The following is a 14,277-nucleotide window of genomic DNA, read 5'->3' as shown; positions in this document are numbered from 1 at the left end:
CTTATAAACAAAAATGCTTGCCCAAATATAACTAGGACAAGCAGCAAAAATACGATAATTAGCCTGATCTAGGTCAATCTATCATCATTTAGAAACAATCTAAATAATTAGCTCAAAGCATTCTAATGCCAATCCAATGCTTTCTTTTTTAACACATAAATGAAGCCCAGCAAGAGTGTGCCCATGAAGATGAACATCTCAATAATCCCGTTCCAACCTAGCTCTCTAAAGTTAACCGCCCAAGGATACATAAAGATGACCTCTACGTCAAAAAGCACGAATAATATGGCTACTAAGAAATATTTAATAGAAAAAGGCTGACGAGCATTACCTATTACTTCAACACCAGATTCGAAAGAAGTAAGCTTATCTTTTGTTTTCCTTTTAGGTCCCAAAAGATGTGTTGCAAATAAAGTGACCACTACGAAACCTAGTGCAACAATAACCTGAAATATAATAGGAATAAAATCTTGTGCTGTACTTTGTGCTTGCATAACAATTATAATAGAGTTGAGGGCAAAATTAAAATAAAAAGGCAGGATTACAAACCCTGCCTTTTCGTTATTATTTATAAAGATTACTTCTTAATAGGAGCTTTCTTTGGTGCTGGACCAGCTAAAAATTTCAAGTTATCAGTAGCTAATGCATTTTGAGGATCAATAGCTAGTGTTTTATTGAAATATTCTTTAGCTTTTTCCTTATCAGTTGCTGATAATAAGGCACCAATATAATTGTAAGCTTCAACTAATCCTTTTTGGTTAGCTGGTGTTGCTGCCTTTTCTGGTTTATCAACAGTTACCATTTGAATATATTTCTCAAATTGAGGAACAGCGATACCTTTAGGTTCTTTAGCATCATCCATTAACCTATAAGTACGAGCTCTGTACAATTGAGCTGCCTCATATTCAGGAGCTAATTCTAAAAGCTTAACGAAAGCTGAATCTGCCGATTTTAACAACTCCATATCCTGACCTTTAGAACTAACATAGTTAGATGTACCTAAATAGTAGTAAGCCATCGCTAAAGAAGGATTTTTAGAATTTAACTTAACAACCTTATTATAAACTTGAGCTGCTTTAGGAAAGTTTTTATCAGTAAAATATTTCAACCCTACTGCAGCTAACTCTTCTACCTTAGTTGAATCTAACTCTACACCTTTAGTAATGTTGATCACCGCCAAACTATCTTGTCCTGTTGCCAACTGAGCTTTACCTAAGTATAGGTAATCTGATCCGATGATACGCGAAGCATCTTGCGTTCTACCAAAAAGCTCGTTCATAAATTTAATACCTTGCTCATAGTTCTTGTTCTCAATTGCAGAGTAACCTCTCATCCTTGCAACTACGAAAGTTTTAGGATTTTTAGGGTCTGGCGCATTCAAAGTAGCTACTTCGCTTTCTAGTGTAGCAAAATCACCTGCATAAACTAAGAATTGAGCATAACGCAAACGAGAATCGAAAGACTTATCTGTTAAATCTAAGTACTTTTTCATGTTCGCTAATGCTTCTGCTTTTTTTGCTGCTCCATTTTTTGGATCTGCAAATGACCATTGCATTTGAGCTTCCGCTAGCTCTCTATAAGCTGGCCCGTAGTTAGGATCTGCTTCGATAACTTTCTTAATTTCTGTTTCTGCTTCAGCAAATGCAAACGCGTCTTTGTACATTTTGCCAATTTGAACGTTAGCTCGGTACAAATTAGGATTGATATCTAATGCTCTCAAATACATTGGGTAAGCCTCCGTATTTTTTCTTTGCTGAGCATAAAAATCTGCTAATGCCAAGAAAGTTTCTGGATCTTTATCTTTAGCATCTAACTCATCAGATTTTTGCAAATTAGGTAGTGCTTGTGCATAGTCTACATTTTTTTGATCAATGTAAGCTCTACCAATAGCCAAGTAAGTTTGATAGTTCTTAGCACCTAATTGCAATGCTTTATCAAAATTAGTCTTAGCATTAGTTGCATTATTTTCAATTAAATCTGCCTGACCTAAACCAACAAAGTTCAAAGCGTTTTTTGGAGCTGCTGTTGTTCCGTTAGTAAATGCCGCTCTAGCAGAATCAATATCCTCAGTTAATAAATAAACCTTTCCTAAGTTGAAATAATTATCTCCCTCTTTAGGTTGGTTAGCTACCAAAGTCTTAAGCATTGATGTAGCTTTTTGAAATTGTTCAGCATCAATAGCTTTTTTAGCATCAGCTAAACTTTGAGCAAATGAGGCAGTGCTACCCATCAATAATAAGCCTGTGGCCAAGGCTATGTTCTTCTTAATCATTTTCATTGTCTCCATTTGTTAATTTGAAATAACTGTTAACTGCATGGATATACAGTGTTCTCTATTTCTCTAAGTTGAATAAATTATTATTTGTTGTTAGTTTTTAAAATTAAATTCCCTGTCTGCTACCTTATGAGGTCCTAGACCCGATTTCAGTACGATCAATTGTCCGCGAGGGCTTGCTAACCAAGTTGCAAAACCCGTGCCTAAACCATTTGTACCTTCTGCGTTAATTATGTAAACATTTCTTAGAAATGGATATTTTCCGTTGATTAAATTCTCTTGTGTAGGCCTATAAAAGGCATCTCCACCCTTTTTATTAGGAAGATTTTTAACTGCAAGTGTTTTCACTTGAGACAAAAGAGGATTTGCTTTTTTAACATTCTTTAACAACCAGTTTACGCCAATCACACCAACGTAACCTTTATTGTCAGCTACGTACTTGATGACATCATCTGTTGTTTTTAGCGTATAAACTCCAACTTTGGGCAATTCTTTTATACCCGCAGAGTCTATAAAATATCTTATAGTGCTCGAATATGCGTTATCAAAAACCAACTTCTTTCCATTCTTAGCATCTCCCCTCATAATGTCGTAAGCTTCCTGTACTGTAATAGTGCTATCCACTTCTGCATTATTTGCAATCAAGGCTAATCCATCAATAGCAAACCTATCTGTATGAATACGAATTTGTTTTTGCTTGTAATACTGGTCTTCGGTAGGCTTCAACATCCTAGAAAGAACAAGCATCTTAACTTCTCCTTTTCTAAATCGAGGCATGATTTCATTTTCATTACCAGCAATTGTGTTGACAGTAGCCGAAGGATAATCAGATTTGAAAACCTCTATTTGATCGTCTAAAATACGAGCGTAAGTTTCATCGACCAATATAGTTGTCTTTCCAGAAGTTCTTGTGTCACTAACCGTGTCTTTGTCTGTCTTTCTCTTACAAGAAAGAATAGCAAACGCAAAAAACAGCGTAAGCACTAAACTTAGTGTTATTCTCATTCTGATTTGTTATCTCTTAATATTCTAAAAAATCTGATAGCAGCATAGATTATCAAAACTACACCAAAAGCTATGCGATATTTTTGAGGGAACTTTTGAGGATCTAAATTGATTAATTCTCCCCAAAAAACAACTATGGCAGCGAGTGTACAAAAAAGTACAATCATCGTAACCCCTAAAATAAACAGAAACCGCTGTTGAGGCGATTTCTGTTTGAAATTATCTGAATTTAGCATTCTTATTACTATACTAAATTATTGCTGCAAAGTAAATGCGATAGGCATGTTGTATTTTACTCTCACAGGTTTACCGTTTTGCATACCTGGATTCCATCTTCTACTGCCTTTTACTACTCTAACAGCCTCTTCATCTGTACCGTACCCTAGTTTTCTATCCACTTTTACGTCAGTAACAGAACCATCTTTTTCTACAGTAAATGAGATAAACACTTTACCTTGAATGTTATTTTCTGCTGCCATTGGTGGGTATTTCAAGTTATCACCGATGTATTTGTAAAACTTGTCCATACCACCTGGGAAGGTTGGAGGGTTCTCCATACTTACAAAGCTATAAACTGTGTTATCTTCAACAACAACAGCTTGTTTCGGACCTTCACCAGCTGCTGTAATTTGTACTACATCTGCAGTTGGATCACCTTCCATAGTTTTTTGTCCAGGATCTGCTTTTTTCAAATCCTCTACGGTTGGTGGTTTTTCGTCACGTACCTCATTATCCGGTTTTACAATCGGAGGAGGGAACTTAACTTGATCCTGCTTCGGTGGAGGTGGCTCTACCGGTGGCGGAGTTTTCACCTCTGGGTTAATCGGCGGAGGTGGTTGCATTATTACTTCCTTAACTTCTTCCACTGGCTCTTCTGGAGCCATGCCTTTCAACAAAGCATAAAGCCTTGGTGTTAGGAAAAGGAAGATGAAAATTGCCGAAGCAATAAACAATGATTTAGCTGTATTCGAAGCGTTGGTCTGACGAAGCTCGTATGCTCCGTAAGCTTTATTCTTCTTAGCAAATACAACGTCAATCCATTCCTTATTAAATAAATCTATTTTAGACATTGCTTAATTTTTTATTGGTTATCTACTACTTACAAAAGTCCTTTAGACTTCATAAAATCTCTCTCGCTAGCTAAAAGATGCGTAGGATCGTCATCAACAGCAGGAGCATTGATATTTGTTTTAGTAATATTGATTTCGTCCATGATGTCTACAAAGTTTTTATACTTAGCGCCATCAGTAGGCTTAACAATAATTACAATATCTCTGCCTGATGATTTTTTCACCTGCTCTTTATTTTTCAACAACGAAGCTCTGATATCGTTAAAGCCTTCGATTGTTGGAGGTGTTTTACCAGCCTCTCCCATATACCAAGCAATCCTATCATTTTTTCCTAAAAGGATAGTCATCGTTTGAGATTCTCTAAGCTCTAGTCTGTTCTCGTCTTTTGCATCCTTATCAGGCTTTGCAATATCCATTGCCTGAGGTTTTGACAAAGACGTGGTTAGCATAAAGAAGGTAATCAAAAGGAAGGCTAAATCCACCATCGCGGTCAAATCGACCTTAGTAGACTGCTTCTTACTTCTAACTTTCCCGCCCTTGCCGCCTCCGCTGGAGGTGTCTAATTCTGCCATGGCTTAATTCTATTTTTTACCGTCCTTACTCAGACGATGTAATTAAACTAAATTTGTTAATTTTTTGCTTTTGAAGCAAGTCAATCACTTTTCTTACAGTAGGATACTCTTCGTCGGCATTACCTTTAATACTCAAACGCATATCTATCCCGTGTAGTTCAGACGTTGCGAAACGAGCTTCTTTAACCCAATTGAACAACTCATTATTTGTTGTTGAATCATTTGGAATACCAGACTGGATGCCCGACTTTGTGCGTTGCTCTCCATTCATAGCTAAAAACTGTTTCATGTTACCAATTGGCACGCCAAAAGCAGAAACTACTGCGAATTTTTTAGCCTCCTCTTCGGTAAACGTTTGACCGTAAATGTTACCCATTCTTTGAAGGGTTGCTTTCTTTACATCTTGACCGATAATCTCTAAGAAAACCTTTCCCTTACCGATACTCAAAATAGAGATGTCTTTATCAGGCATTTTAAACTGCACCGATGAAGAAGGTGTAGTAATCTCTAGAGGATCTGGCTGACGAGCGGTCGCTGTTAAGATAAAGAAAGTAAGTAGCAGGAACGATACGTCGCACATGGCGGTCATATCAATCGAGGTACTCTTTCTAGGAACTTTTGCTCTACCCATAATCTAAAAATTATTAATATTTTAACTAATGATGCTATTTGTTCCGGTTTTCCATAAAGCCGGCAAAAGAAAATAAAAATAATTTTTATTTGTGTGTACTTGCATACGTTTGGATGATACTGAAACCAGCCTCATCAATAGCATAAGTTAATTTATCAATTTTAGAAGTAAGGATGTTATACATGATAATCGCTAAAGTAGAAGTACCGATACCAGTTGCAGTATTGATAAGTGCCTCAGAGATACCTGTTGCTAACGCTGCTTGATCTGGAGCACCTGAGTTAGCTAAACCACCGAAGGCCTTGATCATACCTGTTACCGTACCTAATAGACCCATTAACGTACCAACTGATACTAAAGTAGCGATGATAGTTAAGTTTTGCTCTAACATTGGCATTTCTAAAGCTGTAGCTTCTTCAATATCTTTTTGGATAGCTACTACTGATTGCTCTACGTCTAAGTTTGAATCAGCTTCTACTTCGCTATATTTTTTAAGACCTGATTTAATTACGTTAGCTACAGAACCTTGTTGTTTATCACACTCTGCAACTGCAGCTTGGATATTACCAGTGCTTAATAAAGATTGGATTTTTTTGATGAAAGATTCTAAACTACCTTTACCTGTAGCTTTACCAATAACAATAAAACGCTCAATAGAGAACACGAATACCATTAAAAGCATCCCCATTAGGATAGGAACAATAAAACCGCCTTTGAAAGCCATACCACCGTAGTTTCCTGGGTGAGGAAGATATGCATGGGTATCATCATTATAAAAAGCTAAAGATAGAGAACTGTTCGCTTTAGCAACTTCTTCTGGAACGTTAAAGTTAGATGGTTTACCTAATACAAAGATAAATAGCGCTACGCCAATAAGAATACAGATTGGAATAACTAATGTAGCAAATAAGTTAGACGCCGTTGCGCTGCTCTCTTTTTTAGCTGGTGTAGGTTTTGGTGCGTTTGCCATTTTTTTTTAATTTTTAGTTTTAGTACTTGTTTTTTAAAATTCTTAAATAAATATAAGTTAATACACTCAACGTGGCCTAGACCGAATTGTTGCGGAAGCAAATTTATAATTTTGATTTAAATTACAAATTAAATATTCATTACACAATCAATTCGTTACTTAACACAACGAAAGTATTATTAAAATAAAAAGATTGCCGTTGAGGCAATCTTTACGCAATTAAAACTAAAAATTTAATCAAATGCAAATTTTTGAAGGAAAAAAAAGTGTTAAACTGTAATCTGAGTAAGTTTTGGCATCCCTTTTTTCAGTTCTTCGTCTGCAAATTCTTCAAAATCCTTAAAGTTATTTAAAAATGCCTGAGCTAGCTCATTAGCTTTTAAATCGTATTCATTTCCGTCAGTCCATGTATTTCTAGGGTTTAAAACCTCTGAGGGCACGTTAGGACACCCTACTGGCATTGCCAAACCGAAGATAGGATGTTCAGTAAACGCTGTATTTTCTAACTCGCCATTAAGTGCAGCTGTAATCATGGCCCTGGTATGAGATAATTTCATTCGATTACCCACACCATAAGGCCCTCCACTCCAACCCGTATTTACCAACCATACATTTACTTGGTGCTTTTTCATCTTTTCGCCAAGCAATTTAGCATAAACCGTTGGATGTAGCGGTAAAAATGCCTTACCAAAGCAAGCAGAAAAAGTAAGCTGAGGCTCTGTTACACCAGTTTCTGTACCCGCAACTTTTGCCGTATACCCAGAAATAAAATGGAACATGGCTTGCCCAGTAGTTAATTTAGAGATTGGTGGGAGTACTCCAAAAGCATCTGCCGTTAAGAAGAAAATATTTTTTGGAACTGGTGCTACCGATGGCTCCATCGCATTATCTATGTAATTTAACGGGTAAGCTACTCGGGTATTTTCCGTCTTTTCAATATTTGCAAAGTCTACATTTCTTGTTCCTGAGAAATAATTAATGTTTTCTAATAACGAGCCAAATTTGATGGCATTAAATATTTGCGGTTCTTTATCGGCAGTTAAGTCCACACATTTTGCATAGCAACCACCTTCAAAATTAAAAATAGTTCCTTCGCCCCAACCATGTTCATCATCACCTACCAAAGCTCTATTTGGATCGGCAGACAAGGTAGTTTTTCCCGTACCAGACAAGCCAAAGAACACTGCAGAATCTCCATCCTTGCCTACATTAGCAGAGCAATGCATCGATAAAGTGTTCTTTTCCTTTGGCAAAATAAAGTTGAGCACCGAGAAAATACCTTTTTTAATTTCTCCAGTGTAGGCTGTACCTCCTATTAGAATTATTTTTTTAGAGAAATTTAAGATTGAAAAGTTCTCCTGCCTAGTTCCATCTGTTTCTGGATTTGCTAAAAAAGACGGGATAGCTATAATTGTCCATTCTGGTTGAGCAGGCAATTCTTCATTATCGTACCTTAAAAATAGGTTATTAGCAAATATATTTTGGAAAGCATGCTCTGTAATTACCCTGATACCTGTACTATAGTTTTTATTAGCACAAGCATAAGCATCCCTCACATAAACTTCTTTATTGTCGAGAAAGGACAGCATTTTTTGATAAATTGTATCAAAATGTTGCGGACTGATTTTAATATTGATATCTCCCCACCAAACGGTTTCGTTGGTCACATCATCGGCAACAATAAATCTGTCTTTGGGAGAACGGCCTTTGAATTTCCCGGTGTCGATGGCTAGCGCACCAGAATCGGCTAATGTACCTTCTCCGTTCTTAATGGCTTCTTCAACTAACTCGGGGATGCTGAGCTGATATTTAAATTGCAGCGCAGCCAACCCTAGATAATCTAACTGAGGTTTTTGGATACTATATTTGGTCATATTTTTGGTTTAAATATGGCCCAAAGCTAAGGAGATATTTATCCAAAAAACTACAACTTTAAAGAAAATTTTTACTTATTGTGGCAATTACACTAAGAATTAAACGACTAACAAACAGCGTTTTAAAATAAAAAATTAGCCTCCAGACTTCTTCACTTTATAGCCTTCTTTTTGGAGAAACAAAAAAGCCTTTTCTTTAAAATCTCCCTGAAGTATAATCTCTCCATCTTTAGCGCTTCCTCCTACGCCACATTTTGTTTTCAATGTTTTGGTTAGCTTTTCCAAATCAGCATCGGTACCGAGAAAACCTGTAATTAGCGTTACGGTTTTTCCTCCGCGATTTTTCCTATCCAACATTACTCGTAAATCTTGCTGTGCATTTGGTAAAGTTTCCTGCTCCTGTGCTTCATTGTTTTCGTATACAAAATCAGGGTCTGTAGAAAACATCACTCCACTAAAATCGCTAAATGTATTTTTCTTTTGCTTGCTCATTTTATAGGTGTTAAGAGTCAGTTACGGATTAATTGCTTATGATCTTTAACGATGCCGGAACGATTTTTATTTCTAATTGCTCGCCCAATTGCAAAGGTTCGCCATCTAAATGGACTGCATCTGGTGCCTGTCTTTGTATTTTGATGTGTTTTCCTCTAATGATTTTCACCAAACTAGATTGGTGTGTTTTTGCGGTAATCATCTGAAAAGCCAACATCGGCAATTTTACTAAGGAAATTGGATGGATGATACAAACATCCAAATAACCATCTGTTAAAGAAGACTTTGGAGAGATGTACACATTATTTCCGTATTGAGAAGAGTTGGCAATACTGATGGCAAATGCGTCTTTATCATAACTAACCCCATCTATTTCTATATGATAAGGCTGCGCTTTATAGGTGGTAATTTCTTTAAAACCCAGCTCTACATAACTTTTTAGGCCTCTTTTTTTATTTCCTGCAAAAACTGAGCTCAAATGAGCATCGAAACCCATACCAGCCATATTGAAAAACTTCTTTCCATTAAGTTCCGCAGTATCTATTACCTGAGGTTTACCTGAGTTAATTAATTCGATAGCTTTTTTAGAGCTGAGCGGAATATTTAGAAACCTAGCCAATCCATTGCCAGAACCAAAGGGAATAATTGCCAAAATTTTATCGCTATGAACCAACTTGCTGGCTACCTCGTTGATAGTTCCATCGCCACCAACAGCAACAATGATGTCGTAATTTTTCCTTTCAGCCTCTTCGGCCAATTCTGAAGCATGACCTACGTATTCTGTAAAAGCATATATCGGTGCAAACTTATCCTTATCAAGATGTTGGTCTATCAAAGAAGGCAAACTCGATTTCTTTTTTCCGCCAGAAATTGGGTTAATGATGAAGAGGATATTTGACTTGTTTACCGACATAAATAATTAGCGCACAAAATAATCGATAATTTTTGAGTATTAAAATTTATTGTGTTAGTTTTGCGGCGTTAAAGTGGATTGATTTGCTAATTCCGATTGTATCGGTACTGATTGCAACCACGTAAAAAAAAGTGCTAATGTATTTCTACACTTCTATTTACAACCTTTAAGGGGTCTTTGCCATTTTAACTTTTATTGTTTTGTTTATTTTAATAAAAAATTAAAATGTCGTATTTATTTACATCAGAATCTGTATCTGAAGGTCATCCAGACAAAATTGCTGACCAAATTTCGGATGCATTAATCGATAATTTCCTAGCGTTTGACCCAGAGTCTAAAGTAGCTTGTGAGACCTTGGTAACTACAGGTCAGGTGATTTTAGCGGGCGAAGTAAAATCTAAAACTTACTTAGATGTACAGCAAATTGCTAGAGATGTAATCAAGAAAATTGGTTACACTAAAAGTGAATATATGTTTGAGGCTAATTCTTGTGGTGTACTTTCTGCGATCCATGAGCAATCTCAAGACATTAACCAAGGTGTAGATAGAACTAATAAAGAAGAGCAAGGTGCTGGCGACCAAGGTATGATGTTCGGTTATGCAACTAACGAGACTGAAAATTATATGCCATTGGCGCTTGATTTATCTCACGCTTTATTAAGAGAATTAGCAGTTTTGAGAAGAGAGAATGCTGATATTACTTATCTACGTCCAGATGCGAAATCTCAAGTTACCTTAGAATATGCTGATGATAACCAGCCACAGAGAATTGACGCAATTGTAATTTCTACTCAACATGATGACTTTGTGAAGGCTAAATCTGATTCGAGAGCGGATAAAGATGCAGCAAACGACGAGATGTTGGTTAAAATTAAAAGTGATTTAGTATCTATTTTAATTCCAAGAGTTAAAGCTAAATACCCACAATACGCACATTTATTTAATGATAATATCACTTATCACATTAACCCAACTGGCGTGTTTGTGATAGGCGGTCCACACGGTGATACTGGTTTAACAGGCAGAAAAATCATTGTAGATACTTACGGTGGTAAAGGTGCCCACGGTGGCGGTGCATTCTCTGGAAAAGATCCGAGTAAAGTAGATAGAAGTGCTGCTTATGCCACACGCCATATTGCAAAAAATTTAGTTGCTGCTGGCTTAGCAGATGAAGTTTTGGTTCAAGTTTCTTATGCTATTGGTGTAGCAAAACCAACTTCTATTAATGTAGTGACTTACGGCACTTCAAAAGTTGATTTAACTGACGGAGAAATTAGCAAAAAAGTAGAAGGCATTTTCGACATGCGTCCTTACTTTATTGAGCAACGTTTGAAATTAAGAAATCCAATTTATAGCGAAACTGCAGCTTACGGGCACATGGGACGCCAGTCGGAAACGGTGACTAAAACTTTCAAATCGCCAAATGGTGAAGAAAAAACAGTTACTGTTGAGTTATTTACTTGGGAGAAATTAGATTACGTTGACCAAGTAAAAGCTGCTTTCGGTTTATAATTTTTTTAATCCTAGTGGATCTCTTTTAGCCACAGATACACAGATCAATTTCATCTGTGCATCTGTGGCTATTTCATTTCTAGTACACAAACAATCTATGTTCTTATGTGGCTTATTTACTAAATGCCTTTAGCTTTCATAAAGCTTTTTTCTGCATCGAGTAAATATTTATCGTCTATTGCATAAGTATCTATTTTGTTGATGCCCATCTCATCTATCATATCTACAAAGTTGCTGTAAACAGATGTACTTGTAGGTTTAATAATCACATACATTTCTTGGTCTTTTGAGGCTTGATGGATTTCAGCAACCGCTTTCTTGCTTGCCAATAAAGCTTTTCTAATTTCTGAAAGACTTACAACCTGCATTGAATTCTTAGTGGCTTCGCCCAAATAATATGCAGCTTTATTATCCTTACCTAGCAAAACAGTTAAGGTTCTGGAAGCTGGCCAAGGTTCTAAGTCAACCAGTTCATTTATAGGTACCGGTTTAGCAATATCCATTGCGTTCATTTTGCTTAAAGAAGTGGTAAGCATAAAGAAGGTAATCAGGAGAAAAGCCAAATCTACCATAGCGGTTAAATCAACTCCTGGAATAGGTTTTCGTGAGCTTCCTTTTGCGGCCTTGCCGTTTTGAGGAACATTAAGTGTTGCCATCTTTCATTTAGTTTCAAGGATGATGATGGCTAACGTCAGATTTCCATAAAAACTTCTTCGATTTTTTAGTACTGTTAAAAGACTTACGAAGTTTGCGAAACTTCGTAAGTCTAACCAAAATCTATTTTACCGCAGCGATAACGCCGCACCCAACTCTAGGCCCCGAATTACCAGTTGGTTGAGTTACGTAATCATCCGTTCCGCCATGTACAATAATGCCTCTACCGATTATATTTTTAGCATCCCCTTCTGCGATACTCCATCTGAAAGTGCTTACAGAAATCTTGGCGTGGCCTTTACTATCTAGCGGAATGTTACCTATATCACCAGAATGATAACTATCCGATTCCCATTTACCATGCGACTCCACCGTCGGATTCCAATGCCCGTGGGTATTTTCGCCCATGTTACCGCAATCTCCATGTTCATGAAAATGTACTGCAACTGTACTATCTGCACGTTCTGGCATATTAATCTCTAAATCCATCTTTATTTTTCCATCTGCCAGTTGAGTAAATTTTGCCGAGCCAATAGGTTGATTCGTTGCTGTTGAGTTCAAAACAGCGTCGGCTACTTCTCTTTCTTTATTTGCACAAGAGGCAAAAGTTAACGAAATTCCTAATACTAAGTATAAAATGTAATGTTTCATATTTCTGATTTTAAGGTATTTACTTAATTAAACATGATAGATAGGTTTGCGATTAAGCAAGCGATAGCAGAACAATCAATTTATGCTTTTAGTTTTGAGTGATTGGCAAAGTTTTTAAGAAGAAAATGCAAAACCATTCTTCGCTGCGCTTGTTTTAGATATAGATTAAAAACTAAATGTTATGGAACAGCCAATTGAAATGAATACCCTTAGTCAGATTTTAGAGAAGTTGAGAAAAAAGGGAATAGATAATGAGTTGAAAATGACTGACCACGGCAAAATGCAGTCGAAAACTCTTGATAAAATATATACGCCAGAAGACCTGAACATTGTTAAAACTTACAGGTTTGAGGGAATGTCAGATCCAGGGGATAGTTCTGTTTTGTATATGGTAGAGGATAGCGATAAAAACATCGGCTATATCCTAGACTCGTACGGTGCTTATTCTGATAACGATGGACCAGCATTTGCGGATTTCCTTAAAAAAATAAATACGGTAGATAGAGATGAACAAGAGCTATTTCGTTAAAATAGCTCTTGTTTAGGCTTAACAGCTACGCAAACACTTGATAATTATTTTACCGACCAAAAGCATATATTTGTTGTAACCATCTCAACATCTTTATGAAAAAACCGGTAACTATTAAGGAAATCGCAAAGAAATTAGACTTGTCTTTTTCGACGGTTTCTAGGGCTTTACACCAACATCCAAGCATTAGCGTAGCTACGCAGCAGAGAGTAAGAGAAACTGCCGATGAGTTGGGCTACCAGCCTAATCAGAAAGCAATTTTTTTTCAGCAAGGTAAAACATTTACGATTGGTGTAATTTTACCAGAAATTGCTGAAAACTTCTTTGCAACTGCTATTAGTGCCATAGAAGATATTGCATATAAGAAAAACTATACAGTTTTATTGGTGCAATCTCATGATGATGAGGAGCGTGAAAAGCTCTTGGTAGAAAAATTAAAATCTCACCGAATTGATGGCTTGTTGGTTTCCGTTGCAAAAAACACATCAAATTTTGAGCATTTTGAGCAACTGAAGAAATATGGAGTTCCAGTGGTGTATTTCGATAGAGTTCCGCCCATTAAAAACATCCACTATGTGGCTTGTAACATAGAAACAGGAAGCATTGAAGCCGTAAACTTCTTGTTGAAACGTGGTCATAGAAATATTGGCTTAATTAACGGACCAACCTCACTAATTGCCAGTGGGCAGCGAAAAGAGGGTTATATTAAAGCCTTACAGAAAAACCGTTTAAAATTTGATCCAAGTTTGGTTATCAATTGCGATTTAACCAAAGAGGGCACAATCACTGCAGTGGATATACTATTGAATCATAGACGAAGACCTACAGCTATTGTTTCTTTCAATGATTATGTATCTGCCTTTGCCATAAAGCATGCCCATCAATTAGGCTTGAAAGTAAATGAAGAAATAGAATTTGTGAGTTTCGCTAACTCTCCAATTACTGAATATATGGCCTTTCCACCTCTAGCTTCGGTAGAACAATTTCCAGCTGTACAGGGGCAAAAAGCAATAGATACATTGTTAGATATTATTAAAAATGATGATGATCATGAGCAGGCATTTTACAAGATTACCATAGATTCCGAATTGATAGAACATGCTAGCAAATAATAGTTTTGAGCGGAAAA

Annotated in this window: 15 protein-coding genes; 3 read left to right on the top strand and 12 right to left on the bottom strand. The window is 36.6% G+C overall.

Annotated features, from left to right (window positions below):
- Nucleotides 1-122: 122 nt before the first annotated feature.
- The 10 genes from CRO54_RS18730 to CRO54_RS18680 all read right to left on the bottom strand — a co-directional run bounded on the left by CRO54_RS18730 (nucleotide 123) and on the right by CRO54_RS18680 (nucleotide 9,802).
- Complete coding sequence (locus CRO54_RS18730) at nucleotides 123-494, bottom strand: NADH-quinone oxidoreductase subunit A (protein ID WP_097133602.1); 372 nt, start codon at nucleotides 492-494, stop codon at nucleotides 123-125.
- A gap of 83 nt (nucleotides 495-577) precedes the next feature.
- The gene (locus CRO54_RS18725; RefSeq protein WP_097133601.1) at nucleotides 578-2,278 is read right to left on the bottom strand and encodes a tetratricopeptide repeat protein; all 1,701 of its coding nucleotides are present in this window, start codon (nucleotides 2,276-2,278) and stop codon (nucleotides 578-580) included.
- Between the two features lie 90 nt (nucleotides 2,279-2,368).
- Nucleotides 2,369-3,280 (bottom strand): PstS family phosphate ABC transporter substrate-binding protein, encoded by a 912-nt coding sequence (locus CRO54_RS18720; RefSeq protein WP_097133600.1) that lies wholly within the window; start codon nucleotides 3,278-3,280, stop codon nucleotides 2,369-2,371.
- A 254-nt stretch (nucleotides 3,281-3,534) separates the two neighbouring features.
- Nucleotides 3,535-4,350 (bottom strand): energy transducer TonB, encoded by an 816-nt coding sequence (locus tag CRO54_RS18710; protein WP_097133598.1) that lies wholly within the window; start codon nucleotides 4,348-4,350, stop codon nucleotides 3,535-3,537.
- Nucleotides 4,351-4,379: 29 nt separating this feature from the next.
- A complete protein-coding gene (locus CRO54_RS18705; RefSeq protein ID WP_097133597.1) occupies nucleotides 4,380-4,922 on the bottom strand; it encodes an ExbD/TolR family protein in 543 nt (180 codons plus the stop codon).
- Between the two features lie 25 nt (nucleotides 4,923-4,947).
- Nucleotides 4,948-5,553, bottom strand: a complete 606-nt coding sequence (locus CRO54_RS18700) for an ExbD/TolR family protein (RefSeq protein ID WP_097133596.1) — start codon at nucleotides 5,551-5,553, stop codon at nucleotides 4,948-4,950.
- 85 nt (nucleotides 5,554-5,638) lie between these two features.
- A complete protein-coding gene (locus CRO54_RS18695) occupies nucleotides 5,639-6,523 on the bottom strand; it encodes a MotA/TolQ/ExbB proton channel family protein (RefSeq protein ID WP_097133595.1) in 885 nt (294 codons plus the stop codon).
- Between the two features lie 269 nt (nucleotides 6,524-6,792).
- A complete protein-coding gene (gene pckA, locus CRO54_RS18690; protein ID WP_097133594.1) occupies nucleotides 6,793-8,397 on the bottom strand; it encodes a phosphoenolpyruvate carboxykinase (ATP) in 1,605 nt (534 codons plus the stop codon).
- Nucleotides 8,398-8,532: 135 nt separating this feature from the next.
- Nucleotides 8,533-8,889: a translation initiation factor gene (locus tag CRO54_RS18685; protein WP_097133593.1), complete on the bottom strand. Its 357-nt coding sequence runs from the start codon at nucleotides 8,887-8,889 to the stop codon at nucleotides 8,533-8,535.
- 28 nt (nucleotides 8,890-8,917) lie between these two features.
- Nucleotides 8,918-9,802, bottom strand: a complete 885-nt coding sequence (locus CRO54_RS18680) for a diacylglycerol/lipid kinase family protein (RefSeq protein WP_097133592.1) — start codon at nucleotides 9,800-9,802, stop codon at nucleotides 8,918-8,920.
- Nucleotides 9,803-10,027: 225 nt separating this feature from the next.
- Here CRO54_RS18680 and metK point away from each other — a divergent pair, with 225 nt between their 5' ends.
- Nucleotides 10,028-11,314, top strand: coding sequence for a methionine adenosyltransferase (gene metK / locus CRO54_RS18675; protein ID WP_097133591.1), 1,287 nt, complete (start codon nucleotides 10,028-10,030; stop codon nucleotides 11,312-11,314).
- A gap of 119 nt (nucleotides 11,315-11,433) precedes the next feature.
- On the opposite strand, the gene CRO54_RS18670 is transcribed toward metK, so the two are convergent.
- Nucleotides 11,434-11,970 (bottom strand): ExbD/TolR family protein, encoded by a 537-nt coding sequence (locus CRO54_RS18670; protein WP_097133590.1) that lies wholly within the window; start codon nucleotides 11,968-11,970, stop codon nucleotides 11,434-11,436.
- A 121-nt stretch (nucleotides 11,971-12,091) separates the two neighbouring features.
- On the bottom strand, nucleotides 12,092-12,619 hold the full coding sequence (locus tag CRO54_RS18665) for a superoxide dismutase family protein (RefSeq protein ID WP_097133589.1): 528 nt from the start codon (nucleotides 12,617-12,619) through the stop codon (nucleotides 12,092-12,094).
- Between the two features lie 181 nt (nucleotides 12,620-12,800).
- On the opposite strand from CRO54_RS18665, the gene CRO54_RS18660 reads away from it, so the two are divergent.
- Together CRO54_RS18660 and CRO54_RS18655 are read left to right on the top strand one after the other, a co-directional pair.
- A complete protein-coding gene (locus CRO54_RS18660; protein ID WP_097133588.1) occupies nucleotides 12,801-13,148 on the top strand; it encodes a hypothetical protein in 348 nt (115 codons plus the stop codon).
- A 95-nt stretch (nucleotides 13,149-13,243) separates the two neighbouring features.
- Nucleotides 13,244-14,260, top strand: coding sequence for a LacI family DNA-binding transcriptional regulator (locus tag CRO54_RS18655; protein WP_097133587.1), 1,017 nt, complete (start codon nucleotides 13,244-13,246; stop codon nucleotides 14,258-14,260).
- Nucleotides 14,261-14,277 lie beyond the last annotated feature (17 nt).

The organism is Pedobacter xixiisoli (assembly GCF_900215335.1).
In the GTDB taxonomy this organism is placed as follows: domain Bacteria; phylum Bacteroidota; class Bacteroidia; order Sphingobacteriales; family Sphingobacteriaceae; genus Pedobacter; species Pedobacter xixiisoli.
Note: the sequence above shows the minus strand (reverse complement) of the source record. Positions and strands in the feature narration are given on the sequence as shown.